At 70.7% G+C, this 24,237-nt stretch carries 21 protein-coding genes; 13 read left to right on the forward strand and 8 right to left on the reverse strand.

Features of this window, described 5'->3' with window-relative positions:
- Positions 1 to 43: 43 nt before the first annotated feature.
- The 4 genes from fdhF (at position 44) to ASG48_RS04810 (ending at position 5,030) form a co-directional block, all read left to right on the forward strand.
- The gene (gene fdhF, locus ASG48_RS04795) at positions 44 to 2,890 is read left to right on the forward strand and encodes a formate dehydrogenase subunit alpha (RefSeq protein WP_055846113.1); all 2,847 of its coding nucleotides are present in this window, start codon (positions 44 to 46) and stop codon (positions 2,888 to 2,890) included.
- An 11-nt stretch (positions 2,891 to 2,901) separates the two neighbouring features.
- On the forward strand, positions 2,902 to 3,762 hold the full coding sequence (fdhD, locus tag ASG48_RS04800; protein WP_055846116.1) for a formate dehydrogenase accessory sulfurtransferase FdhD: 861 nt from the start codon (positions 2,902 to 2,904) through the stop codon (positions 3,760 to 3,762).
- A gap of 25 nt (positions 3,763 to 3,787) precedes the next feature.
- A complete protein-coding gene (locus ASG48_RS04805; protein WP_055847827.1) occupies positions 3,788 to 4,009 on the forward strand; it encodes a formate dehydrogenase subunit delta in 222 nt (73 codons plus the stop codon).
- 115 nt (positions 4,010 to 4,124) lie between these two features.
- Positions 4,125 to 5,030 carry a polysaccharide deacetylase family protein gene (locus tag ASG48_RS04810; RefSeq protein ID WP_055846119.1) on the forward strand — a complete coding sequence of 302 codons (906 nt, stop codon included), beginning with the start codon at positions 4,125 to 4,127 and terminating at the stop codon, positions 5,028 to 5,030.
- 131 nt (positions 5,031 to 5,161) lie between these two features.
- Here ASG48_RS04810 and ASG48_RS04815 read toward each other — a convergent pair whose 3' ends face one another.
- The 7 genes from ASG48_RS04815 to ASG48_RS04845 all read right to left on the reverse strand — a co-directional run bounded on the left by ASG48_RS04815 (position 5,162) and on the right by ASG48_RS04845 (position 13,603).
- Positions 5,162 to 6,313 (reverse strand): osmoprotectant NAGGN system M42 family peptidase, encoded by a 1,152-nt coding sequence (locus tag ASG48_RS04815; protein WP_055846122.1) that lies wholly within the window; start codon positions 6,311 to 6,313, stop codon positions 5,162 to 5,164.
- 36 nt (positions 6,314 to 6,349) lie between these two features.
- Positions 6,350 to 8,134 (reverse strand): N-acetylglutaminylglutamine synthetase, encoded by a 1,785-nt coding sequence (ngg, locus tag ASG48_RS04820; RefSeq protein WP_055846126.1) that lies wholly within the window; start codon positions 8,132 to 8,134, stop codon positions 6,350 to 6,352.
- A 1-nt stretch (position 8,135) separates the two neighbouring features.
- The gene (locus ASG48_RS04825) at positions 8,136 to 9,911 is read right to left on the reverse strand and encodes an N-acetylglutaminylglutamine amidotransferase (protein ID WP_055846128.1); all 1,776 of its coding nucleotides are present in this window, start codon (positions 9,909 to 9,911) and stop codon (positions 8,136 to 8,138) included.
- A 110-nt stretch (positions 9,912 to 10,021) separates the two neighbouring features.
- Entirely contained in the window at positions 10,022 to 10,990 is a 969-nt protein-coding gene (locus ASG48_RS04830; RefSeq protein ID WP_055846131.1) for an NADPH:quinone oxidoreductase family protein, read from the reverse strand.
- Positions 10,991 to 11,013: 23 nt separating this feature from the next.
- A complete protein-coding gene (locus ASG48_RS04835) occupies positions 11,014 to 11,604 on the reverse strand; it encodes a DUF1349 domain-containing protein (RefSeq protein ID WP_055846133.1) in 591 nt (196 codons plus the stop codon).
- A complete protein-coding gene (locus ASG48_RS04840) occupies positions 11,601 to 12,839 on the reverse strand; it encodes an acyl-CoA dehydrogenase family protein (protein WP_055846135.1) in 1,239 nt (412 codons plus the stop codon). The genes ASG48_RS04835 and ASG48_RS04840 overlap by 4 nt, the downstream gene beginning before the upstream one ends.
- A complete protein-coding gene (locus ASG48_RS04845) occupies positions 12,836 to 13,603 on the reverse strand; it encodes a TetR/AcrR family transcriptional regulator (protein WP_082529252.1) in 768 nt (255 codons plus the stop codon). The genes ASG48_RS04840 and ASG48_RS04845 overlap by 4 nt, the downstream gene beginning before the upstream one ends.
- Before the next feature lie 84 nt (positions 13,604 to 13,687).
- On the opposite strand from ASG48_RS04845, the gene ASG48_RS04850 reads away from it, so the two are divergent.
- The 8 genes from ASG48_RS04850 (at position 13,688) to ASG48_RS04885 (ending at position 23,034) form a co-directional block, all read left to right on the forward strand.
- Positions 13,688 to 14,503, forward strand: coding sequence for an SDR family oxidoreductase (locus ASG48_RS04850; RefSeq protein WP_055847829.1), 816 nt, complete (start codon positions 13,688 to 13,690; stop codon positions 14,501 to 14,503).
- Between the two features lie 35 nt (positions 14,504 to 14,538).
- Complete coding sequence (locus ASG48_RS04855) at positions 14,539 to 15,051, forward strand: MaoC family dehydratase (protein ID WP_082529253.1); 513 nt, start codon at positions 14,539 to 14,541, stop codon at positions 15,049 to 15,051.
- Positions 15,052 to 15,098: 47 nt separating this feature from the next.
- A complete protein-coding gene (locus tag ASG48_RS04860) occupies positions 15,099 to 16,145 on the forward strand; it encodes a phosphotransferase (RefSeq protein WP_055846140.1) in 1,047 nt (348 codons plus the stop codon).
- Positions 16,132 to 16,908 (forward strand): SDR family oxidoreductase, encoded by a 777-nt coding sequence (locus ASG48_RS04865; protein ID WP_055846143.1) that lies wholly within the window; start codon positions 16,132 to 16,134, stop codon positions 16,906 to 16,908. Before ASG48_RS04860 ends, ASG48_RS04865 begins: the two co-directional genes overlap by 14 nt.
- Positions 16,909 to 17,154: 246 nt before the next feature.
- Positions 17,155 to 17,850 (forward strand): phosphoglycolate phosphatase, encoded by a 696-nt coding sequence (gph, locus tag ASG48_RS04870; RefSeq protein WP_055846146.1) that lies wholly within the window; start codon positions 17,155 to 17,157, stop codon positions 17,848 to 17,850.
- Entirely contained in the window at positions 17,847 to 18,530 is a 684-nt protein-coding gene (locus ASG48_RS04875) for an HAD-IA family hydrolase (protein WP_055846150.1), read from the forward strand. Before gph ends, ASG48_RS04875 begins: the two co-directional genes overlap by 4 nt.
- A 305-nt stretch (positions 18,531 to 18,835) precedes the next feature.
- The gene (locus ASG48_RS04880) at positions 18,836 to 20,236 is read left to right on the forward strand and encodes a tetratricopeptide repeat protein (RefSeq protein WP_055846153.1); all 1,401 of its coding nucleotides are present in this window, start codon (positions 18,836 to 18,838) and stop codon (positions 20,234 to 20,236) included.
- Positions 20,237 to 20,247: 11 nt separating this feature from the next.
- Positions 20,248 to 23,034, forward strand: a complete 2,787-nt coding sequence (locus tag ASG48_RS04885; RefSeq protein WP_055846155.1) for a FecR domain-containing protein — start codon at positions 20,248 to 20,250, stop codon at positions 23,032 to 23,034.
- Positions 23,035 to 23,092: 58 nt separating this feature from the next.
- Here ASG48_RS04885 and aroQ read toward each other — a convergent pair whose 3' ends face one another.
- Positions 23,093 to 23,524 carry a type II 3-dehydroquinate dehydratase gene (aroQ, locus tag ASG48_RS04890; protein WP_055846158.1) on the reverse strand — a complete coding sequence of 144 codons (432 nt, stop codon included), beginning with the start codon at positions 23,522 to 23,524 and terminating at the stop codon, positions 23,093 to 23,095.
- 242 nt (positions 23,525 to 23,766) lie between these two features.
- On the opposite strand from aroQ, the gene ASG48_RS04895 reads away from it, so the two are divergent.
- Complete coding sequence (locus ASG48_RS04895) at positions 23,767 to 24,231, forward strand: RbsD/FucU family protein (RefSeq protein WP_055846160.1); 465 nt, start codon at positions 23,767 to 23,769, stop codon at positions 24,229 to 24,231.
- Positions 24,232 to 24,237 lie beyond the last annotated feature (6 nt).

The raw sequence follows: 24,237 nt of genomic DNA on the forward strand, positions 1-24,237 counted from the left end.
CGCCGGCCGCATTGCACTCAAGCCTTTCGAAAGGGCTCGATCCATGAGTCTCATCCAGGAAATCGACTACGGGACGCCGAAGGCCAAGTCGGAGACGATGGTCACGGTGACGATCGACGGCCATGCGGTGAGCGTGCCGGAAGGCACCTCGCTGATGCGCGCGGCGATGGAGGCGGGCATCCAGGTGCCCAAGCTCTGCGCCACCGACATGATGGACGCCTTCGGCTCCTGCCGCCTCTGCGTCGTCGAGATCGAGGGGCGCAACGGCACGCCCGCCTCCTGCACCACGCCGGCGGTGGAGGGGCTGAAGGTCTTCACGCAGACCGAGCGGCTGAAGAAGATCCGCAAGGGGGTGATGGAGCTCTACATCTCCGACCACCCGCTCGACTGCCTCACCTGCGCGGCGAACGGCGACTGCGAGCTGCAGGACATGGCCGGCGCGGTCGGCCTTCGCGAGGTGCGCTACGGCTATGACGGCGCCAACCATCTCGGCAAGGCCAAGGACCAGTCGAACCCCTATTTCCAGTTCGACGCCTCCAAATGCATCGTCTGCTCGCGCTGCGTGCGGGCCTGCGAGGAAGTGCAGGGCACGTTCGCGCTCACCGTCTCGGGCCGCGGCTTCGACAGCCTGATCTCGGCCGGCACTTCCTACGACGACTTCCTCTCCTCCGAATGCGTCTCCTGCGGCGCCTGCGTGCAGGCCTGCCCAACGGCGACGCTGGAGGAGAAGTCGGTCATCGAGATCGGCACGCCCGAGCATTCGGTCGTCACGACCTGCGCCTATTGCGGCGTCGGCTGCTCCTTCAAGGCCGAGATGCGCGGCGAGGAGCTCGTGCGCATGGTGCCCTACAAGGACGGCAAGGCCAATCGCGGCCATTCCTGCGTCAAGGGCCGCTTCGCGCTCGGCTACGCGACCCACAAGGATCGCATCCTCAATCCGATGATCCGCGACCACTACACGCAGCCCTGGAAGGAAGTCTCCTGGGAGGAGGCGATCGGCTTCGCGGCCGCCAGGATCAAGGAGATCCAGGCGAAATACGGCCGCGGCTCGGTGGGTGGCATCTCCTCCTCGCGCTGCACCAACGAGGAGGTCTACGTCGTCCAGAAGATGATCCGGGCGGGCTTTCTGAACAACAACATCGACACCTGCGCCCGCGTCTGCCACTCGCCGACGGGCTACGGCCTGAAGACGACCTTCGGCACTTCGGCCGGCACGCAGGACTTCGACTCGGTCGAGGAGTCGGACGTCATCCTCGTCATCGGCGCCAACCCGACGGACGGGCATCCCGTCTTCGGCTCGCGCATGAAGAAGCGGCTGCGCGAGGGCGCCCGGCTCATCGTCATCGACCCGCGCCGCATCGATCTCGTCAAGACGCCGCACGTGAAGGCGGACTACCACCTGCCGCTGAAGCCGGGCACCAATGTCGCGATGCTGACGGCGCTCGCCCATGTCATCGTCACCGAAGGGCTGATGGACGAGGCCTTCATCCGCGAGCGCTGCGACTGGGACGAGTTCCAGGACTGGGCCGCCTTCGTGGCCGACGAGACGCGCTCGCCCGAGGCGGTCGCCTCCGTCACCGGCGTTCCCGCCGACCTCGTGCGCAAGGCCGCCCGCCTCTACGCCACCGGCGGCAACGGCGCGATCTATTACGGTCTCGGCGTCACCGAGCATTCCCAGGGCTCGACCTCGGTCATCGCCATCGCGAACCTCGCCATGGCGACCGGCAACATCGGCCGTCGCGGCGTCGGCGTGAACCCGCTGCGCGGGCAGAACAACGTGCAGGGCTCCTGCGACATGGGCTCCTTCCCGCACGAGCTGCCGGGCTACCGCCATGTCTCGGATGCGGCGACGCGCGCGATCTACGAGGAACTGTGGGGCGTCTCCATCGACGAGGAGCCGGGCCTTCGCATTCCCAACATGTTCGACGCGGCCGTGGAGGGGACCTTCAAGGGCCTCTACGTGCAGGGCGAGGACATCCTCCAGTCCGATCCCGACACGAAGCATGTGTCGGCCGGTCTGGCCGCGCTCGACCTCCTCATCGTCCACGATCTCTTCCTGAACGAGACGGCGAACTACGCCACCGTCTTCCTGCCGGGCTCCTCGTTCCTGGAGAAGAACGGCACCTTCACCAATGCCGAGCGGCGCATCAACCGCGTGCGCAAGGTGATGAGCCCGAAGAACGGCTACGAGGACTGGGAAGTGACCCAGCTTCTCGCCCGCGCCATCGGGATGGACATGAACTACACCCATCCCGAACAGATCATGGCCGAGATCGCGGCGACGACGCCCTCCTTCGCGGGCGTGACCTACGCGCTCCTGGAGGAGAAGGGTTCGGTGCAGTGGCCCTGCAACGAGGCCCATCCCGAGGGCTCGCCGATCATGCACATGGACGGGTTCGTGCGCGGCAAGGGCAAGTTCGTCGTCACCGAATACGTGGCGACCGACGAGCGCACCGGCCCGCGCTTCCCGCTGCTCCTCACCACCGGGCGCATCCTCTCGCAGTACAATGTCGGCGCGCAGACACGGCGCACCGAGAACGTCGTCTGGCATGCCGAGGACATGCTGGAGATCCACCCGCACGACGCCGAGCAGCGCGGCATTCGCGACGGCGACTGGGTGAAGCTCGACAGCCGCGCCGGCTCCACCTCGCTCCATGCCAGGATCACCGACCGCGTGGCGCCGGGCGTCGTCTACACGACCTTCCACCACCCGGCGACGCAGGCCAACGTCATCACCACGGACTTCTCCGACTGGGCGACGAACTGCCCGGAATACAAGGTGACGGCGGTGCAGATCTCGCCCTCCAACGGCCCGACCGAATGGCAGGAGGATTATCGCGAGCTCTCCGAGGAAAGCCGGCGCATCGCGCCGGCGGAAGCGGCCGAATAGGGAGTTCGCCCGTGCCCCATCGCGCCAGCGCCACGGCGCGGAGCGTCGCCTTCCGGGACGGCGCCTTCACGGTGACGACCCGCGCGGTGCCGGCGGAGACGGCGATCGCCATCTCCGTCAACGGTTCGACGCACGCCGTGATGATGGCGACGCCCGACCTCGTGGAGGAACTCGGTCTCGGCCTCGCGCTCAACGAGGGCATCGTCTCGCGCCCGGACGAGATCGAGCGGATCGAGGTGGCGCAGAGCGATCTCGGCCTCGACTGCCGCCTCTGGCTCACCGAGGCGCGGGGCGCGACCTATGTCGCGCGGCGCCGCCAGATGACGGGGCCGGTCGGCTGCGGTCTGTGCGGCGTGGAATCGCTGGAACTCGCCCGCCGCGCCTTGCCGCCCGTCTCCTCGGCCTTGAGCGTCTCGCCCGGGGCGATCGCGGCGGCGATGGCGGCGATGGGCGGTGCGCAGGCGCTCGGGCGCGAGACGCGGGCCGTCCATGCCGCGAGCTTCCACCGGGCAGGGCAGGGGATGGTCGCGATGGCCGAGGATGTCGGCCGCCACAACGCGCTCGACAAGGTGACCGGGCTCCTCGCGCGGGCGGGGGAAGACCCCTCCGCCGGCTTCATCGCGCTCACGAGCCGCGTCTCGGTGGAGCTCATCCAGAAGGCCGCCGCCATGGGCTGCGGCCTCGTCGCGGCCGTCTCCGCGCCGACGCAGCTCGCCATCGCGGAAGCCTCGGCCTGCGGGGTGACGCTCGTCGCGGTCGTGCGCGGCGCCGAATTCGAGATCTTCACCCATTTCGGGCGCGTCGAGGGCGCTCCGCAACCGGCCGAGCCCGGCCGCAGCCCCGTTCCGGAGGACGAGACCCGTGCAGCCTGACGCGACCCATGCCAAGCTGATCTACATGGCGAACCAGATCGCCACCTTCTTCCGCTCCTCCCCGGAAGCCGGCCGCACCGACGGCATCGCCGAGCATATCAACGCCTTCTGGGAGCCGCGCATGCGCCGCCAGCTCTTCGAGCGCGTCGATGGCGGTGCGACGGAAGGGATCGACCCGCTGGTGCTGGAGGCCATGCCGAAGATCCGGCGTCCGGCGGCCGAGGGGCAGGTGGCGGCGGCGGGCTGAGGCGCACGCGACGGTGAGACCTCGCGCCTGGGTTGGTGAGCCGGACCTCGTCTGAACCGGGCGTTAACCATGCCCGTTTACCACTCGTCGAGCCAACCCCTCGACGAGCTTGCCCATGGTCCGCTTCCTCCGCCCTCTTCTCCTCGCGGCCACCGCGCTGGCGCTGCCGGCCTGCGCCGGCAACCAGGCGGCGAGCCTGGCGCGCAAGCCCGCCACGGTCCGGACGGCGAGCGTCGATCCGGCGGCGACGGGCACCGTGACGGCGCTCGGTTTCGCGGCGACGGCCGAGGGCAAGACGAGCGACGCCTTCCCGCTTCTCCAGTCCTTCCGTCCCGCCGTCGATTCGCCGCTGGCCGGACGCATCCTGACCGTCTCGCGCATCGCCGATATCCAGCTCGCCGAGAAGGAAGTGGTCCTCACCTTCGACGACGGCCCGGTGCCGGAGAAGACCGAGCGCATCCTCGACACGCTCGACCGCTACGGGGTCGGCGCCACGTTCCTGATGGTCGGCGAGATGGCGAAGGCCCATCCGAAGATCGCGCAGGCCGTCGCCGAGCGCGGCCATACGATCGGGACCCATACCGAACGCCACCGCAACCTCTCCCATATGAGCGACGCGGCGGCCATGGCCGAGATCCGCTCCGGCCAGCTCAGCGTCGCCCGGGCGCTGGAGCCGATCGGGCGCGAACCGGCGCCGTTCTTCCGCTTTCCCTATCTCGCCGACCGCCCCTCGCTGCGCCAGCGGCTGACGGAGGGCGGCATCGTCGCCATCGATGTCGACGTCGATTCCAAGGACTATTTCCAGACGCCGGCCTCGATGGTGAAGGACCGCACGCTCCTGTCCCTGGAAAAGCACGGGCGCGGCATCATCCTCTTCCACGACATCCACCGTCGCACCGCCGAGATGCTGCCGGACCTCCTCGCCGCGCTCCAGACGCGCGGCTTCAAGGTCGTGCGTCTCGTGCCGCCGCAGGAAGCCCCGCTCGTCGCCGCCCTGGACAGGCGGGCGACCGGGCTCTGAGGCCGCGAGACCGCCGCGCATTCGGAACGACCCTCTCGGCCGTTGTCGCGCGGGGGCAGCCCGCGCGGCGATCGAGCGTCTCCCGCTACCCCCCGGAACGATCCGAAGGGCTGTTCCGTAGGCGGGCCGCCTCAGTCCGGATCGGCCTCGACGTCGAGGGCCTGCGCGGCCTCCACGGTCGGCTGGCGCGTGAAGCCCTTCAGCCCGGCATGCACGTTGCGGTCGCGCTCGATCTCGACGGGCGAGGTGGCGTAGGCAGTGATGAGTTCGGCCAGCGAGCGCAGCGCGTGGACATGGATGCGCTCCCAGCCGTGGCTGGCATCGACGCCGAAGGTGATGAGCGCGGTGCGCACGTCGTGGCCGGCCTCGATGGCGGAGGCGGAATCGGAGCGGTAGTAGCGGAAGATGTCCTTCTGGTAGCGGATGTCCTCGTCGCGGCACAGGCGCACGAGCTTCTTGGTCAGGTGGTAGTCGAACGGCCCCGTCTGGTCGGCCATGGCGACGGTCACGCCGAATTCGGACGAGTTCTGCCCCGGCGCCGAGGTGCCGTTGTCGACGGCGACCATGGAGGCGATGTCGGGCGTGAGGATGGAGGCGGCGCCCACTCCCACCTCCTCGGCGATGGTGAAGAGCCAGTGCGTGTCCACCGGCGTCGCGGCGCCTTCGCGCTCCAGCGCCTCGATCGCCGCGAGCATGATCGCCACGCCCGCCTTGTTGTCGAGATGGCGCGAGACGATGAAGCCGTTGTCGAGGAATTCGGGCTGTGGATCGATGGCGACGATGTCGCCGATCTCGATGCCCAGCTTGTGGAGTTCGGGAATGCTGCGGGCGAGCGCGTCGACGCGCAGCTCCACATGGTCCCAGCCGACCGGCGCGGTGTCGATCTCCATGTTGTAGGTGTGGCCGGAGGCCTTGAGCGGCAGGATGGTGCCGCGATAGGTGCCGGCCTCCGAGAAGATCGTGGTGCGCGCGCCCTCGGCGAAGCGCGCCGACCAGGTGCCGATGGGCACGAGTTCGAGGCGCCCGTTGTCCTTCAGGTTCTTCACCTGCGCGCCCAGCGTGTCGACATGGCTGACGATGGCGCGGGCCGAGGCGCGGCGCGAGCCCTGGCGCAGCGCCGTGATCGCGCCGCGGCGCGTCAGCTCCATCGTCAGGCCCAGCCGCTCCAGCTCGTGGCTGACATAGCGCACCACCGTGTCGGTGTAGCCGGTGGGGCTCGGGATCTTGAGCAGCGCCTTCAGCTGGTCCGTCAGATAGTCGGTGTCGATGGCAAGGCGTGGCACTCTGGAACTCCTGGGGCGGCTTGCGGAGGGCGGCGGCTAGGCGGTCTTGGCGCTGCGGCGCCGGCGCACCTGGTTGCGCACGGCGGTCGGCACCGAGAGCGGGAAGAGAAGGTCCACGAAGCGTTCGGCGGTCGGCTGGGGCTCGTGATTGGCAAGGCCCGGCCGCTCGTTGGCCTCGATGAACACGTAGTCGCTCTCGCGCGGCGACTTGACCATGAGATCGATGCCGGTGACGGGAATGTCGATGGCGCGCGCCGCCGCGATGCCGGCCTCCACCAGCGTCGGGTGGACCTCGCCCGTCACGTCGTGGATCGTGCCACCGGTGTGGAGATTGGCGGTCTTGCGCACGGTGAGCGTCTCGCCTTCGGGCGGCACGGCGTCGAGATCGTAGCCGGCGGCCTTCACGCAGCGCTCGGTCTCGGCGTCGAGCGGAATGCGGCTCTCCCCGTGCGTGGCCGCCTCGCGCCGCCGCGACTGGCGCTCGATGAGGGCGCGCACGGTGGAGGTGCCGTCGCCCGTGACGACGGGCGGCCGGCGCAAGGCGGCCGCCACGACCTTGAAGTTGATGACGACGAGGCGCAGGTCGTCGCCCTCGAAGCAGGATTCGATCAGCACGCGCTCGCACTGCTCGCGCGCGGCGGCGACGGCCGCCCTGGCATCGTCCAGCGTCGTCACGCCGACGGAGATGCCGCGGCCCTGTTCGCCGCGCGCCGGCTTGACCACGATCGAGCCGTGCTTCTCCAGGAAGGCGCCGAGCGCCTCGTCGCTGCCGGCGATCGTCTGCGCGGGCACGGCGACGCCCGCAGCCTCCACCAGCCGGCGCGTGACGCTCTTGTCGTCGCAGATCGACATGGCGACGGCGGAGGTGAGTTCGGACAGGCTCTCGCGGCAATGGACCGAGCGCCCGCCGAAGCTGAGGCGGAAGAAGCCGCCGGCCGCGTCCGTCACGTCGACGCGGATGCCGCGGCGCAGCGCCTCGTCCACGATGATGCGGGCATAGGGGTTGAGGTCCTCGTAGCCCTCGGCGGTTCCCGCGAAGAGCTTCTCGTTGATCTCGTTGCGGCGCTTGATGGAGAAGGAGGGCACGCGGAAGAAGCCGAGCTTCTCGTAGAGCGCGATGGCCTGCGCGTTGTCGTGCATGACCGAGAGATCCATGAAGGCGCAGCCGCGCGCCTGGAAATGCTCGGCGAGACGGCGCACCAGCGCCTCGCCGACGCCGCCGTGGGGCGCCTGCGCGTCCACCGCCAGACACCAGAGGGAGGAGCCGTTCTCGGGATCGGCGAAGGCCCGCTCGTTGAAGACGCCCGTGACCGTGCCGAGGATCGCCCCCGTGGCCTCGTCCTCGGCGACGAAATAGGTGAGCGCCCGGCTGTCGCGATGGGCGTGGAAGAAGGCCGGGTCCACCGTCACCATGCCGCGGCTCTGGTAGATGCGGTTCACCTCCGCCGCGTCCGCCGCCGAGGCGAGGCGGCGCACGAAGAAGCCGCGCGGCCGGCGCTGGCCGGGGCGGTAGGTCGCAAGGTCCAGACGGTAGGTATGCGAGGGGTCGAGGAAGAGTTCCTGCGGCGCCTGCGAGAGGAGGACATGCGGGTCGCGCACGTTGAAGGCGATGTCGCGCCGGCCCGAGCCCTCGTCGCGCAGCACCTGCACGAGGCTTTCGGCGTCGGCGAAGGTCTGGCCGAAGACGAGGCGGCCCCAGCCGCAGTCGAGGCAGGCGTCCGCCTGGGGCGCGCCGCCGTCTCCCGCGCCTCTTGCGAGCGGCCTCGGGCCGTCGACGCGGTCGCGGCCGGGATTCGGCGTCCTGGTGCGGCGCTCGGCCATGTCAGACCCCCTGCGCCTGCAGCCAGAGCTCGAGCAGCGCCACCTGCCAGAGCTCCGAGCCGCGCAGCGGCGTGATATGGCCGGCCGGATCGGCGAAGAGCGCGTCGAGATAGGCCGGCGCGAACAGGCCGCGCTCGCGCGCCGCCTTGGCCGAGAGCGTGTCCTTCACCATGGCCAGCGTGTCGCCCGCGAGATATTTCAGCTGCGGGACGGGGAAGTAGCCCTTCTTGCGGTCGATGACCTCGGAGGGGATGACGAGGCGCGCGACCTCCTTCAGGACGCCCTTGCCATCCTGCTTGAGCTTCTCGGCGGTCGGCACGCGGGCGGCGAGCTCCACCAGCTCGTGGTCGAGGAAGGGCACGCGGGCCTCGAGGCCCCAGGCCATGGTCATGTTGTCGACGCGCTTCACGGGATCGTCGACGAGCATGACATTGGTGTCGATGCGCAGCGCCTTGGACACGGGATCGTCGGCGCCGGGCATGGCGAACTGGTCGCGCACGAAGTCGCCGGTCACGTCGCGGTCGAGCACCCAGGCCGGCGACAGATGGCGCTTCAGGGCCGCGTGGTCGCGGTCGAAGAAGGCCGCCGCATAGGCCGCGGCCGGGTCCGCCGCGCCCTGCATCTTCGGATACCAGTGGTAGCCGGCGAAGACCTCGTCGGCGCCCTGGCCGGACTGGACGACCTTGATGTGCTTGGAGACCTCGCGCGACAGGAGGTAGAAGCCGACATTGTCGTAGGAGACCATGGGCTCGGACATGGCCTGGATCGTGCCGGGCAGGTGCTCCATCAGTTCGTGCCCCGGCACGAAGATCTTGTGATGGCGCGTGTCGTAGTGCCGGGCGATGAGGTCGGAGAACTCGAACTCGTTGCCGACCTCGCCATTGGCGTCCTCGAAGCCGATCGAGAACGTGTTGAGATCCTGCTGGCCGGCCTCCGCGAGAAGCCCGACGATGACCGAGCTGTCGACGCCGCCCGACAGGAGGACGCCGACCGGCACGTCGGCGACCATGCGCCGCTTCACCGCCGTCTTCAGGCCCGCCAGCACCATGTCGCGCCAGTCGTCGGGGCTCAGCGCCTCGTCGCCCGGCCGGGGCGCGAAGTCCGGCGCCCAGAAGGTCACGTCGTCGAAAGAGCCGTCCGGCTCGATCATGCGGGTCGTCGCCGGCGGCAGCTTGCGCACGCCCTTCAGGATGGTGAGGGGCGGCGGCACCACGGCGTGGAAGGTCATGTAGTGGGCGAGCGCTTCCGGGTCGATCGCGGTGTCGACCTGCCGCGTCGCGAGGATCGCCTGGAGCGAGGAGGCGAAGAACAGGCGCTTCTCGTCCTGCGCGAGATAGAGCGGCTTGATGCCGAAGCGGTCGCGCGCCAGCATCACGCGGCCGCTCTCGCGCTCGTGGATGGCGAAGGCGAACATGCCGTGGAAGCGCTTCACGCAGTCCCGGCCCCAGGCGTGGTAGGCCTTGACGATGACCTCGGTGTCGCCGCTCGAGAAGAAGCGGTAGCCCTTGGCCGTCAGTTCCGCGCGCAGCTCGGGATAGTTGTAGATGCAGCCGTTGAAGGCGATGGTCAGCCCGAGCTCGGGATCGACCATGGGCTGCGCGGCGCGCTCGGAGAGGTCGATGATCTTCAGGCGCCGATGCGCGAAGCCCACGCGCCCGCGCATGACGAGGCCCGAGCCGTCCGGCCCGCGCCGGGCGAGGCACGCGCCCATCCGCTCGATCGTCTCGGGGGAGGCCTCGCGTCCGTCGAAGCGGATCTCACCGCAAATTCCGCACATGGCTTCTGCCTCGCTGCAACTGTCCCGGCGTCAGGTTTGCAGCGCATATAGGCGGGGGCACCGCGACAGGAACCGCCCGCACGGCACAAATCCCGACGCATCGTCCCTCGTCAGGGCACGAGGACGAGCTTGCCGACGGTGCCGCGCGCATGGATGCGCGCCAGGGCGTCCGCCGCCCGCGCCAGCGGCAGGCGCTCGGAGACGAGGGGGCGGATGCGGCCCTCGGCCACCCAGGCGAAGAGCGTCTCGACATTGGCCGCGAAGGCCGCCGGCTGCTTCCTGGTGAAGGCGCCCCAGAAGACGCCGACCACCGAGAAGCCCTTCACCAGCGCCAGATTGACCGGCAGCGAGGGAATGGTGCCGGAGGCGAAGCCGACGACGAGGAGGCGCCCGTTCCAGGCCATGGAACGGGCGAGCGTGTCGAAGGCCTCGCCGCCGACCGGGTCGAAGGCGACGTCGACGCCGCGTCCCTCCGTCAGCCGTTTCAGGTCGGCGCGCAGGTCCTGGTAGCCGATGGCCTCGTGCGCGCCGGCCTCCAGCGCGACGCGGCGCTTGTCCTTCGTGCTGGCGACGGCGATCACGCGCGCTCCCATGGCGCGGCCGATCTCGATGGCGCCGAGACCCGTGAGGCCCGAGGCGCCGAGGACGAGGAGCGTTTCGCCCGGCCGGAGCGCCGCCCGCTGCTTCAGCGCATGATGCGCGGTGCCGTAGCCGCACAGGAGCGCGCAGGCCACGCCCGCCTCGATCCCGTCCGGCAGGGCGAAGGCGGACGTTTCCGGCGCCAGGACCCGGGTGGCATAGGCGCCGGTGTCGAGGAGCACGGCCACGCGGTCGCCGGGCCCGAAGTGGGTGACGCCCGGACCGACCTCGAGAACGCGGCCCGCCGCCTCCATGCCGGGCACGAAGGGCAGGGCGGGGCGGGCCTGATAGAGTCCCTGGACGAGGAGCCCGTCCGGATAGTTGACGCCGATCGCCTCGGGCGCGATCAGGATCTCGCCGGGGCCCGGCGAAGGGTCCGGCAGGTCCTCGACCTTGAGATCGGCGATCGGCCCGTAGGCCTCGCAGACGACGGCTCGCATGGCGATCCTTTCCTGGCGACCCGTCAGGACAGGTCGTGCAGATCCTTGTCCTCGGCCGGGCCGAGGACGAAATCGGAGAACGCGACCGCAAGGCCCGAGCGCTTGGGCGCGCAGGCCATCGGGCCGACGAGGACGGGGCCCTTCGCCGCGAACGGGCAGAGGCGCAGGAGGCGGAAGTCGCCCGCCGCGTCGCGCACCTGCAGGCGCAGCACGCCGTCCTTCAGGCTCAGGCGCAGGGTGAAGTCGCTCGGATCGCCGGAGAAGGGCGCGCAGGCCCAGTCCGAACGATCCTCCGTCAGCACGCTGCCGATCTGGGCGATGCCGTCGGAGATCTCGACGCCGCCCTTCAGCCAGTGCCGCTCGCTGGCGCGCACCATGAGGCCGGCCTGATCGTAGAGTTCGGCCAGCGCGGCGCGCACGCGCACCTGCGCCGTGAAGGCGGGCGCCGTCTCCAGGCCGAGGAAATGCCCGCTGTCGTGGACGAAGCCGTAATGGGTCTCGCGCCAGAAGTCGGACCCTTCCTCGGCGACGAGCGCGATGCCGTCCGCGGTGCCGCGCCAGTCGGCCGGCTCGTTCAGCCAGCGCCCGTCGGACAGGCTCGGTCCCCTGGTCATTGCCGCTCCTGGCTGTGCTTGGCGAGTTCCCAGCGGGCGACCTGCCGTCGGTGGACGGCGTCCGGCCCGTCGGCGAGGCGCAGGGTGCGAAGATGCGTCCACATGCGGGCGAGCGGCGTGTCCTGGCTGATGCCCATGGCGCCGTGCATCTGCACGGCCGCGTCCACCACCTTCAGCGCCACATTGGGCGCGACGACCTTGATCTGGCTGATCCAGGGCGCGGCGGCGCGCTGGTCGCCCTGGTCCATCATCCAGGCCGCCTTCAGGCAGAGAAGGCGGGCCATCTCGATCTCCATGCGGCACTCGGCGATGAGATCGAAATTGCCGCCGAGCTGCGACAGCGGCTTGCCGAAGGCCTCGCGGCCCAGCGAGCGCTTGCACATCAGCTCCAGCGCCGCCTCCGCCTGGCCGATGGCGCGCATGCAATGGTGGATGCGGCCCGGCCCGAGGCGCCCCTGCGCCACCTCGAAGCCGCGGCCCTCCTCCAGGATGAGGTTGGCCTTCGGCACCCGCGCGTCGGTGAAGCGGATGTGCATGTGCCCGTGCGGCGCGTCGTCCTCGCCGTAGACGGTCATGGCGCGCAGCACCTCTACGCCGGGCGTGTCGGCCGGCACGAGCACCATGGAATGGCGCCGGTGCTTGGGAAGGTCGTCGCCGCCGGTCCTCACCATCACGATATAGATGCGGCAGCGCGGATCGCCGGCGCCGGACGCCCACCACTTGTCGCCGTTGAGGACGTAGTCGTCGCCGTCGCGCACGCAGGAGAGCGAGATGTTGGTCGCGTCCGAGGAGGCGACGTCCGGCTCGGTCATCAGATAGGCCGAGCGGATTTCGCCGGCGAGGAGCTTCGGCAGCCAGGGCGCCTGCTGCTCGGGCGTGCAGTAGCGCTCGAACACTTCCATGTTGCCGGTGTCGGGGGCCGAGCAGTTGAAGGTCTCCGCCCCCAGATGCACCTTGCCCATCTCCTCGGCGAGATAGGCGTATTCCACCGTCGACAGGCCGTAGCCGCGCTCCGAATCCGTCAGCCAGAAATTCCAGAGGTTGCGCTCGCGCGCCTTGGCCTTCAGCCCCTCCAGGATCTGCGACTGGCGCGGCGTGTAGACCCAGCGCCCGTCCTTGGGAACGTCGGCGAGGAACTCCTCGCTCATCGGCCCGATCTCGTCGCGCACCATCGCCGCGACGGCCGCGTGGATGGGTTTCAGCCTCTCGCTCATGCCGAGTGCCATGGTGCTCATCGGGTCAGTTCCTCCTCGAGAATGTCGTCCGGCGTGCCGACGCCGCGCAGGGCGAAGCGCGCCGTGTCGCGCACGAGCCGCCCGCGCTCGGCCTCTCCCTCGCCGGCGCGCGGCCGGTACCAGGCGACGGGCGAGTTGAGGACGGACAGGAGCGTGCGGTTGGCGAAGGACGGCGTGCCGGACAGGGTCACGTCGCCTTCCTTGGCGGCTTCCGCCAGCACGCCCCGGAACAGCGCCTCGTAGCGGTCGCGCTCCTGCGTGAGGCGGGCGAGCGCCGCCGCCTCGCCGCCCTTGACGGCCGTCGTCATCGGCCGGGCGACGCCCTGCAGGATCACGTGCTGGTAGGCGACATGCTCCAGCATCGTCTGGAGATGGGCGATGGACATGCGGCAGAGCCGCGTGGCGGCCCGCTCCTTCGCCCGCGCGTGCGGCTCTACGGCCGTGAAGCACAGCGCCATGCCGCTCAAGGCGACGTCGAAGAACAGGTCCGTCTTGGTCCGGTAGTAGTGGTAGACGAGGCCCTTGGTCGCCCCCAGCCGGCGGGCGACGTCGTCGATCGAGGCGAGCGCGAAGCCGCGCTCGCGGAAAGCCTCGGCCGCCGCCGTCAGGATGGCGGTGCGCGTGGCGTCCATCTCGCCCGGCACGGCGCCGCCGGCGGCCACGAACGCGCGTTCGCGCCGCGAGGGACGGGGCTCGCGCGCCGGCTCGGCTGTGCTTCCTGCCTTGTCCTGCGACGGAGCGTGGGCCATGGCAACACTGGACATACTCTCTCGTATGATGTCAACTCCCGGCAAGCGCCGCCCTGTCCCGCTTTCGGGGCCAAGGCGGCTCGAACGGGAGGGATGCGCATGGGTCTCATCGACGATCTCTTCTCGCTGGACGGGCGCACGGCGCTCGTCACAGGCGGGGCGACCGGCATCGGACGGATGATCGCGACCGGCTTCGCTGGCGCGGGCGCCCGCGTCCTGATCGCCTCGCGCAAGGCCGAGGCCTGCGAGGCGACGGCCGGCGAGATCAACGCAATGGGCCTGCCCGGCCATGTGGAGGCCTTCGGCGGCGACGTGGCGAGCGAGGCCGGCGTGAAGGCGCTCGTCGCTTCGGTGGCCGAGCGCACGCAGGCGCTGCACATCCTCGTCAACAATGCCGGCATCTCCTGGGGCGCGCCCTTCGAGAGCTTCCCGCACGAGGCCTTCGCCCGCGTGATGGGGGTGAACGTCGCCGGGCTCTTCTCGCTGACGCAGGGGCTGATGCCGATGCTCGTCGCCTCGGCGAGCGCGGAGGCGCCCTCGCGCGTCCTCAATCTCGGCTCGGTGATGGGCGCGGTGCCGCTCGCCGAGCGCGTCTATTCCTACGCCGCCTCCAAGGCCGCCGTGCATCACCTCACGCGCTGCCTCGCCAAGGAATTCGCCGCGCGCCACGTGACGGTGAACGCGCTGGCGCCCGGACCCTTCGCCTCGAAGATGACGGCCTTCGCCACGGGCACGGACGAGAAGGCGGCGGCCATCGGCGCCGGCGTGCCGCTCGGGCGCATCGGCCGGCCGGACGACGCGGCGGGCGCCGCGCTCTTCCTTTGCTCGCGCGCGGGTGCATATGTGACCGGCGCCATCCTGCCGCTCGACGGCGGCATCGGCGTTCAGACGGGGCCGGAACTCTTTCCGGAGTGACGGTCCGGCGAAGGGGACGGGAAGGCGAGGCAGCGATGAGCGCGACGGACAGGCAGGCGGCCGAGGAGAGGCTGCGCGAGAAGCTGGTGCCGCTGGAGGCGTTCCGCTCTCATCTCCACGGCGCGGAGTTCGTCTCCGGCTGGATCACCGTCGATCAGGCGATGATCGACACGTTCGCGGACGCCACGATCGACCACCAGTTCATCCATGTCGATCCCGAGCGCGCCAAGGCCGAGACGCCCTATGGCGGCACGATCGCGCACGGGTTCCTGACGCTCTCGCTGCTCTCCACGCTCGCCTACGACGCTCTACCGGGCATCGAGCGCACGCGGATGGGCATCAATTACGGCTTCGACAAGGTCCGCTTCCTGACGCCGGTGAAGGCGGGGGCGCGCGTGCGCGGCCGCTTCCGCCTGATCGGCCTCACCGAGCGGGCGGTGAGCGTGCAGACGGCCTGGGACGCGCAGGTGGAGATCGAGGGGGCGCCAAGGCCCGCGCTCTCGGCCCACTGGATCACGCTGGCGGTGCTGGAGCCGCCGACGGACTGACGCATGGCAGGGCCGGCCGCCGGCGGGACCCGGATCGGGAGGATCGAATGGACACGGGCGCACCGGGCTTCGGCTTCGACATCGGCGAACTCGGCCGCTATCTGGCACGGGAGGTGCCGGGTTTCGGCAGCCTCGTCCATGTCGCCAAGTTCGCGGCCGGCCAGTCCAACCCGACCTACCGGCTCGACGCCTCGGGCGGCTCCTTCGTGCTGCGCGCCAAGCCGCCGGGCGAACTCCTGAAATCCGCCCATCAGGTGGATCGCGAGTTCCGGGTGATGGCGGCGCTCGCCGAGACGCCGGTCCCCGTGCCGCGCGTCTTCCATCTGGCAAGCGACGACGACTCGCCGATCGGGCGCGCCTTCTTCGTGATGGAGTTCCTGGACGGGCGCATCTTCTTCGACCCCGCCGTGCCGCAGGCGCGCGACCGCGCCGAGCGGGCGGCGATCTACGACGCGATGAACGCGGTGCTCGCCGACCTTCACGGCGTCGACGTTTCCGCCGTCGGCCTTGCCGATTACGGCCGGCCCGGCAACTACTTCGCCCGCCAGCTCTCGCGCTGGGCGGAACAGTATCGCCTTTCCGAGATCGAGCCCAATGCCGACATGGCGCGGCTGCGAGACTGGCTGGAGGCGAACCTGCCGGCCGACGACGGCGCCGTTTCGCTCGTCCACGGCGACTTCCGCATCGACAACATGATCTTCGACCCGGAAGCCCCGAAGATCCTGGCGCTGCTCGACTGGGAACTCTCCACGCTCGGCCATCCCTTCGCCGACCTCGCCTACCAGTGCATGCAGTGGCGCCTGCCGAACGAGGGCGCCTTCCGCGGCCTGGGCGGGCTCGACCGCGAGGCGCTCGGCATTCCGACGGAGGCCGCCTATGTCGCGCGCTATTGCGAGCGGCGCGGGCTGGAAGGGATCGGGGACTGGACCTTCCACCTCGCCTTCTCCTTCTTCCGCCTCGCGGCGATCCTGCAGGGCGTCTACAAGCGCTTCACGCTCGGCAACGCCTCCAATCCGGCGCTGGCACAAGTCTACGGGCGCTCGGTGCCGCTCCTCGCCCGCATGGCCAACGAGACGATCGATGCCGGACGCTGAGGGCTTCGAGGGCGCGCGCGTCCTCGTCACGGGGGCGGCCGGCGGCTTCGGGCGGGCGCTGGCGCGCGCCTTCGCGGCCCGCGGGGCGAGCCTCATCCTCTGCGACCTCGACGCCCATGCGCTGGCGGACGCGGCGGCGGCCTTCGACCCGGCGCGCGTGGCGATCCTCTCCGGCGACGTCGCGCGGGAGGAGACGCATCGCCGCCTCGTGGAACTCTCGTCCGAGCGGTTCGGCGGGCTCGACGTCGCGGTCAACAATGCCGGCATCGTCCATCCCTTGCAGCGGCTGGAGACGATCGAGGCGGACCTTGCGGCGCGTGTCCTCGCCGTCGATCTCCTGGGCGTGGTGCTCGCCCTCCAGCATCAGATATCCGCGATGGCCGAAGGCTTCGCCGCCGACGGGCGGGTGCGCTCGATCGTCAATATCGCCTCCATCGCCGGATTGAAGGGCGCGCCGCATCTCTCCGTCTATGCCGCCGCCAAACACGGCGTCGTCGGCCTGACCCGGTCGGCCGCGCTCGAGAACGCGCGCCGCGGCATCCGCATCAACGCCGTCTGCCCCGCCTTCGCGCGCACCGCGATGGTGACGGGCGCAGGTGGGCTCGACGCCGGCGAGGAGGAGCGCCTCGTGCGCGGCGTGCCGATGCGGCGCCTGGGCGAAGTGGAGGAGGTGGTCGGCGCCGTCCTGCATCTTGCGGATCCGCGCTCGGGCTTCACGACCGGCGTCGCGCTGCCGGTGGACGGCGGCCTCTCGGCGCTGTGAGCGCCGCGTTCCGCGGGCTTTGCCTATCGGGCGATGGGAGAGAGCCCGTCGATTTCGGCCTGCGTCCTCCTATACTGCGGTTCGGCGGGCGCCGAGGCGGACGAAGACGGGACGGCGGCGGCGCCATGGCCGATCCGCGCATCCGGCGCATGCGCCGGGCGAAACGGCGGACGCTCCGCTCGCGCCCGGCGGGGGAGCGTCTCGAGGCGCTGCCGGCGGCCGTTCGATCCAAGGGAAGGGAACGCGATGACCTCACATGCCTGGCCGAAGGCCGTGCTCTTCGACCTCGACGGGACGCTCGTCGATTCCGTGCCCGACATCCACGAGGCGCTGAACGAGATGATGGCGATGGAGGGCCGCTCGCTCTTCACCGTCGAGGATGTCGGGCGGATGATCGGCGGCGGCGTGCCCAAGCTCGTCGACCGCGCCTATGGCGCGCTGGGCGTCGCGCTCGCCCCCGACGACCGCGAGCGCCTCGTCGCGCTCTATCTGTCGCTCTACGAGCCGCGCGCCACGCGGCTGACGCGTCTCAACGCGGGAGCGGAGGAGATCCTCTCCCATCTCACGGATCGGGGGCTGAAGGTCGGCGTCGTCACCAACAAGCCGGGCGCCGCGACGGTGGAGATCCTGCGCCATTTCACCCTGGAAGACCGGCTGCACGTGGTGGTGGGCGGCGACAGCGGCCCGCCGGTCAAGCCGGCGCCGGGCCTTCTCCTGATGGCGGCCGAGCGGCTCGGCCTCGATCCCGCCGACATCGTCTTCGTGGGCGACAGCGACAATGACGTGGACGCGGCGAAGGCCGCGGGAATGACCGTGGTCGTCGTGCGCGGCGGCTACACGATCCGCCCGGCCGACGCGCTCGGCGCCCATGCCGTGATCGACCGGCTGGACCTCCTGCCGCACGAGTTCGAAGGCCTCGGCGCCCGGGTCCTCGCCTCGTGACGGCGCTGATCTTCGACGTCGACGGGACGCTGGCCGAGACTGAGGAACTGCACCGGCGCGCCTTCAACGAGGCCTTCGCCGCGGAGGGCCTCGGCTGGCACTGGGACGAGTACCGCTACAAGGATCTTCTCGCCGTGACCGGCGGCAAGGAGCGGATGCATCACTTCATCGAACGCGAGACCATCGCGCTGAAGGAGCCGGCGGAGAGCCTCGTGCCCCGGCTGCACGCGGCCAAGACCGCGCTCTACGCGCGCGCCGTGGAGGCGGGCGCGCTGGACCTTCGCGACGGCATCCTCGATCTGGTGACGGCGGCGAAGGCGGCGGGCGTGCGCCTCGCCATCGCCACCACGACGACGCGCGGCAATGTGGAGGCGCTGCTCGCCAATACGCCGCTCGGCGCCGCGGCCTCCTTCGAGGTCATGGTCTGCGGCGACGAGGTCCGCGCCAAGAAGCCGGCGCCCGACGTCTACCGCCGCGCGCTGGAGCTTCTGGCCCTCGACGCCTCGCAGGCGCTCGCGGTGGAAGATACCGCGAACGGCCTTGCCGCCGCGACGGCCGCCGGGCTGCGCTGCGTCGTCGTCCCCTCCCGCTACAGCCGCGACGAGGATTTCGCGGGCGCCGAACTCGTGCTGGAGCGCCTCGGCGCGCCGCAGGCGGTGCTGCGGCTCCTGACCGCCTGACCGCCGCGCCGGGGCGGAAGGCGCCCCGGACGCCCGCCTCCTCCGCGAGCGCCGTCGACGCGCCGCCGCCGGTCGGCCGGCCCGCCGCAAGGGGCGAGTCACCCGAACGACACGGTCGGCAGACAAACGGGACGAATATTCCCCTAGGTCATCCCGTGGCGCCTTCGATGTATGGACGCCTGACTTTCCATTTCCTTAGATGGTCCATCCAAGTCGAAATGGCTTTCGGCCTGGATGAGTCGAGGTTTCGTTCGGGCAGGCTTTCGCAGTGAGAGGTCTGCCCGCGGCGCGGGGAACGTCCGGGCATGTCGATGGGAACGAAGCCGTCGCGCGACGGCGCTCGCGTGGGCTGCGGCCTGACGGGTCTGGCGGCGGCTGCCACCATGGCGATCGTCGCGGCCGGACCGTGTGCGGCGCAGACGCAGGTGCCGCCGCGCGCCGAGGCCGTCGGCGCCGGCCCGGAGATCGACGCCCGCCGGGACGCCCTGTTCCGGCGGATGATGGCCGACCCGTCCAATCTCGACCTTGCCTTCGACTATGCGGCGCTTTCCTCGCAGGCCGGCGATCTCGAGGCGGCGGTGGCGACGCTGGAGCGCATGCTGATCTTCGCGCCGGGCCTGCCGCGCCTGCAGCTCGAGCTCGGCGTCCTCTACTACCGGCTGGGCGCCACGCAGACCGCGCGTACCTATTTCGAGGCCGCCGTCTCCGGCCCGGACGTTCCGCAGCCCGTGCGCGATCGCGTCGACGTCTATCTCGCGCGGCTCGACGATGCCGACGCGCCCTCGCGCCTCGATGGGCTTGTCACGCTCGGCGGCGCCTACCAGACGAACGCCAATGCCGCCCCGTCCTCGCGCACGATCGGGCTGAACGGCGTCGACTACATTCTCGACGACACGTTCACCGAGCGCCCGGACGTCAACGGCTTCGCCTCGCTTCTCCTCAACTACAGCCACGACCTGCCGGGGCAGGGCGACCGGCTGGAGGCGACCTTCACCGCCTACGGCTCGCTCTATGCCGAGCGCGACGAGCTGAACACCGCGCTCGCCGAACTCACCGTCGGCCCGTCCTTCGACCTCGGCCGCTACGGCCTCGACGACACGCGCCTCTCGGTCTACGGCATCCTGGGCGGGGCGGTTCTTCAGGCCGATCCCTATCTCGCCTCCGGCGGTCTCGGCATCCAGGCCTCGACGCTGATCGACCCGCAGCTGCGCCTCACCGGCAATCTCGAGGCGCGCCACGAGGCCTTCCAGGATTCGACGGACCGGCCGACCTCCTCCGATCGCACGGGCGAGCGCTACAACGCCTCGCTGGCCGCCCAGTACGCTTTGAGCGACCGCACCGTCCTCTTCTCCACGCTGATCGGCGAGCGTCGCCTCGCGGACGCGGACTATCTCAGCTACGGCGAGGTCGGCGGCGTCCTCGGCGTCAGCCACAGTTTCGCCTCGCCGGTCGCCGCGCTGGAGGCGCCCTGGACGCTGACGCTCGCCGCCGGCCTCTCCGGCCGCTGGTTCGACGAGCCGGACCGGCTGGTCGGAAGCGACGAGGAGCACGATCGCGAGTTCTTCCTCCAGGCCACGCAGCTCGTGCCGCTGCGCGACGAATGGGCCATGCAGCTGCAGGCCGGCTACCGCGACGTCGCCTCCAACTACGACATGCGCGACTACGACAATCTTCGCGCCGCCATCGCCATCCTCAAGCGCTTCTGACGGAGACGACGATGCTGAAGACCGGGCTTCTCGCCTCGCTCGCCCTCCTCGCGGCGGCCGGCACCGCCCCCGCGCTCGCGCAGGGGATCGGCGTCGCGGCCGCCGTCAACCAGTCGGCGCGGGGCCTGCCGCCCGGACAGGCGGTGCGCACCATCGCGCTCGGCGACAACCTCATCTTCGACGAGCGCATCGACACCGACACGGTCGGCCTCGTGCAGATCCTGCTTTCGGACGGCACCGCCTTCACCGTGGGGCCGAACTCCTCGATCACGATCGACCGCTTCGTCTACGATCCGCAGGCCGGCACGGCGAAGGTCACGGCGAGCCTCACCAAGGGCGTCTTCCGCTTCGTCGGCGGCAAGACGTCGAAGACGCCGGGCGGCGTGACGCTGAACACGCCGGTCGGCACGGTCGGCATCCGGGGCGCGGTCGCCGATATCGACCTTCAGGGGCAGGGCGGCGGGGCCTCCGGCGTGCCGCCGCACATCTCGCTGATCTTCGGCAAGGAAGTCGTCCTGACCTGCGGTTCGGCGGTCTGCGGGCGGCTCTACCAGCCGGGCTATTCGCTGGCCTTCTCGGGCGGCCAGGTGCGCACGGTCAGGACGCCGGCCGGCTGGGCGAGCCGCATCCAGTCCTCGCTGGCCGGTGGCGCCGGCACGTCGGGCGGCTCGCGCAACCCGCCGACGGAGGGCTATGTCGCCGCCAACCCGTTCGAGCGCACGAATTCGGGCGTCTCCGTCACCCTGAACAGGGTGCCGCTGCCGACGCCCCGGCCCGAACTCGTCCCCGCGCAGCTCGTCGACGTCGCCGAGGCGACGAACGACACGGTGCGGCAGGAGATCGTGGCGACGGTGACCGAGGCGCCGGACGGATCCGACGGCGGGGACGGCGGTGACGACGGCGGCGGCGATGGTGGAGACGGCGGGGGCGATGGCGGCGGCAACGGCGGCGATGGCGGTGGCGGCGATGGCGATGGCGATGGCGATGGCGGCGGCGGCGAGGTGCCGAGCGTCACGCGGTCCTTCCGCGTCCAGACCGCGCGCGTCGGATCGCAGCAGCCGAGCGGGCGGACCGGCGGCTCGGCCGAGGCGGACGGCCTTGCCGATCTCGTCCTCTCCGCCGACGGCACGCTTGCGACCGGCACGTTCGGCGCGCGGGCGCTGACGCTTCCGGTCCGGGACAGCCGGACGCTGACGGGCTGGAACATCGCCGCCGGCTCGGGCGCGTCGCTCGGCGGCCTGCCGCTCACGGGCACACTCTACACCGACAAGGAAGGCTTCTCGGCCTATCTCCTCGCCGAACAGGGCGACATCGCGCGCCCCGTCGTGGCGCTCACCGGCACGACGACGCCGGCAAGCGTCCTCACCGGCACGGATCTGCGGCGCTACGCGCTGACGCGCGATCCGATCCAGGCTTCGGCCCTTCCCTTCACGCTGAATTACGGGCTGGGCGAGGCCGGCGCGCTCGTCTCGGACCTCCTCGTTCTCGAGCAGCCCTCCGGCCCCGGCCGGGTCCTCCAGACCTCTCTCCAGGTGCAGGGCAGCGGCCCCACCCAGAAGAGCCTCCTCTCGGTCAATGTCGGCGCGCTCCTCGTCAACGAGGGCGGCGGCCCCTATGTCTTCGCGCGGCGCGGCGGATCGCTCCGGGCCGAGGGCGAGGCGATCGGGCTCTATCTCGGCGGGCAGGTGGCCTCTTTGGCGGGCGCGGACGCCTCGGCCGGCAGTCTCTTCGGCTCCGACGGCTCCAACTTCCTCATCACGGAGGAACAGTCGCGACCGCTCGGCTATTTCGACACGCTCGCCTATGGCGGCGGGACGGTCTCCGACTATGCGACGACCCATGTCGCCGATCTCCAGTCGGAAGTCGCCGGCCTCACCCGCAGCCTCGACCTGCGCCAGGGCTTCGCCGCGGGCGTCATCGACGCCTATGACGGCTACACGAACGGCAGCCCCGTGCTGCACAACGATCTGTTCCGCAATTTCGACCCGGAGCGCGTCTTCGTCGATTTCGACGCCGCCGCAGCCTCACTGCGGGCGCAGTTCGAGGTCTACAACGTCTATGCGGTGACCGGCGGCGCCCCGCGCTTCTCGATCGCCTTCGGCGGAACGGCACAGGACCGGGTGCGCTCGGCCTATGTCGACGACCGGACCTTCGCCGCCGTCGAGAACGGCGACAATGCCAACACCCGCTTCCGGCGCACCGACACCAATCTCGGCGCCTCGGGCAATCCGAACAGCTATCTCGTCTCGTCCCGCGCCATCCCCAACGTGGAGACGACGGCCTTCCTGCAGGGCAAGACCCTGTGCGAATGCCGCTTCCTGGAATGGGGATTCTGGGGCATGCAGGCCGAGTTCCGCCGCCAGAGCGGCACGACGCAGGTCGGTTTCCACATGGGCGCCTTCGTGACCGGCGACATCACCGCCGCGGCGGACCTCGCGCCGCTCGCCGGCACCACCGCGACCTATGCGGGCCATGCCGTCGGCAGCGTCCGGTCAGCCGGCGCGACCTATCTGGCGGCTGGGCAGATGGCGGCCTCCATCGACCTCGGGAGCCGGAACGGGCGCGTCGACGTCACCGGTTTCGACGGTCGCGACTTCGGCGCCGCGGTCGGCGGCCTTTCAGGCCCTTCGGCCCGCTTCTCCGGCGCGATCGACACGCCGAATCTCGTCGGCTCGCTCGACGGAGCGCTCGTCGACAACGGGGCGATCCCCGCCGCTGGGCTGATCGGCGGCTTCGACGTGGGCACTGGCGACCGGTCCTGGACGGCGACCGGAATCGTGGCCGGCCAGCGGAACTGACGCGGCCGGCCGGGCCGCATCCGCCGCCTGTCGGGACGCGAGGGCCTTCGCGGCCGGCTCAGAGTGCGAGCAGCGCCTCGAGGGCGAGGTGATAGGACTGGTCGCCGAAGCCCGCGATCACGCCCTTGCAGGCCGGCGCGAGATAGGAATGGTGGCGGAATTCCTCGCGCGCATGGACGTTCGACAGATGCACCTCGATGGCGACGGCCTTGGCGCCGCGGATCGCGTCGGCGATGGCGATGGACGTGTGCGTGTAGGCGCCGGCATTGAGGATGACGCCGGCCCCTTCGAGCCCGGCCTCCTGAACGAAGGTGACGAGATCGCCCTCGATATTGGACTGGCGGAAGACGAGCTCGACGCGGTCGCCGGCGCGCGCGCGCAGCTCCGCCTCGATATCGGCCAGCGTCTTGGCGCCGTAGACGCCGGGCTCGCGGCGGCCGAGGAGATTGAGGTTCGGCCCGTTGAGGACGACGATCTTCTGGAAGGCCATGCGTGTCTCCGGCGTGGGGCGCGGTCGCCGGGCCTCTCGCCCCGACCGGCGGTCGCCCGCGCTATAGACCATCGCACGCGCGATCGCACCCGCCCCGTGCCGCCTGGCGAAAGAAGTCCGGCGCGTGCCGCCGGGGGAGGCCGACCCGCCACGCGTTTTGTGCGGGACAGACGCCGCGCCCGGCGATATCACGGCGCGCCGCGGCCTGGCCGGCGGCCTATCCGCGGGAGGGGAGACGACCCATGCTGAAGACCATCGATCCGGCGCTGAACGCCGACATCCTGCACGCGCTGCGGTCCATGGGCCATGGCGACCGGCTGGCGCTCGTCGACACCAACTTTCCCGCCGATTCGATCGCGCGCCGCACGGTTCGCGGCTCGCTCCTGCGCATGGACAACATCTCCGCTCCCCGGGCGATCCGCGCGATCCTCTCGGTCTTTCCCCTCGACACGCCGCTGCAGCCCTCCGTCGGGCGCATGGAGGTGATGGGCGCGCCGGACGAGATGCCGGCCGTGCAGCGCGAGGTGCAGGCGGAGGTGGACCGGGCGGAAGGCGCGTCCGCGCCGCTCTACGGCATCGAGCGCTTCGCCTTCTACGACCGGGCCGCCACCGCCTATTGCGTGATCGCCACGGGCGAGACGCGCTTCTACGGCTGCTTCATGCTGACCAAGGGCGTCGTGGCGCCGGACGCCTCCTGGTCGGCCTGACGCTTC

Source organism: Aurantimonas sp. Leaf443, from assembly GCF_001425575.1.
In the GTDB taxonomy this organism is placed as follows: Bacteria; Pseudomonadota; Alphaproteobacteria; order Rhizobiales; family Rhizobiaceae; genus Leaf443.

Bases quoted from the DNA above. Each gene is read 5' to 3' on its own strand.
- ASG48_RS04895 (WP_055846160.1), top strand. From the start codon at position 23,767: ATGCTGAAGACCATCGATCCGGCGCTGAACGCCGACATCCTGCACGCG.
- ngg (WP_055846126.1), bottom strand. From the start codon at position 8,134: ATGGCCGAGCGCCGCACCAGGACGCCGAATCCCGGCCGCGACCGCGTC.
- gph (WP_055846146.1), top strand. From the start codon at position 17,155: ATGACCTCACATGCCTGGCCGAAGGCCGTGCTCTTCGACCTCGACGGG.
- ASG48_RS04880 (WP_055846153.1), top strand. From the start codon at position 18,836: ATGTCGATGGGAACGAAGCCGTCGCGCGACGGCGCTCGCGTGGGCTGC.
- ASG48_RS04805 (WP_055847827.1), top strand. From the start codon at position 3,788: ATGGCGAACCAGATCGCCACCTTCTTCCGCTCCTCCCCGGAAGCCGGC.
- ASG48_RS04885 (WP_055846155.1), top strand. From the start codon at position 20,248: ATGCTGAAGACCGGGCTTCTCGCCTCGCTCGCCCTCCTCGCGGCGGCC.
- ASG48_RS04810 (WP_055846119.1), top strand. From the start codon at position 4,125: ATGGTCCGCTTCCTCCGCCCTCTTCTCCTCGCGGCCACCGCGCTGGCG.
- ASG48_RS04850 (WP_055847829.1), top strand. From the start codon at position 13,688: ATGGGTCTCATCGACGATCTCTTCTCGCTGGACGGGCGCACGGCGCTC.
- ASG48_RS04860 (WP_055846140.1), top strand. From the start codon at position 15,099: ATGGACACGGGCGCACCGGGCTTCGGCTTCGACATCGGCGAACTCGGC.
- aroQ (WP_055846158.1), bottom strand. From the start codon at position 23,524: ATGGCCTTCCAGAAGATCGTCGTCCTCAACGGGCCGAACCTCAATCTC.
- ASG48_RS04835 (WP_055846133.1), bottom strand. From the start codon at position 11,604: ATGACCAGGGGACCGAGCCTGTCCGACGGGCGCTGGCTGAACGAGCCG.
- ASG48_RS04840 (WP_055846135.1), bottom strand. From the start codon at position 12,839: ATGAGCACCATGGCACTCGGCATGAGCGAGAGGCTGAAACCCATCCAC.
- ASG48_RS04845 (WP_082529252.1), bottom strand. From the start codon at position 13,603: ATGTCCAGTGTTGCCATGGCCCACGCTCCGTCGCAGGACAAGGCAGGA.
- ASG48_RS04830 (WP_055846131.1), bottom strand. From the start codon at position 10,990: ATGCGAGCCGTCGTCTGCGAGGCCTACGGGCCGATCGCCGATCTCAAG.
- ASG48_RS04865 (WP_055846143.1), top strand. From the start codon at position 16,132: ATGCCGGACGCTGAGGGCTTCGAGGGCGCGCGCGTCCTCGTCACGGGG.
- ASG48_RS04825 (WP_055846128.1), bottom strand. From the start codon at position 9,911: ATGTGCGGAATTTGCGGTGAGATCCGCTTCGACGGACGCGAGGCCTCC.
- ASG48_RS04855 (WP_082529253.1), top strand. From the start codon at position 14,539: ATGAGCGCGACGGACAGGCAGGCGGCCGAGGAGAGGCTGCGCGAGAAG.
- fdhF (WP_055846113.1), top strand. From the start codon at position 44: ATGAGTCTCATCCAGGAAATCGACTACGGGACGCCGAAGGCCAAGTCG.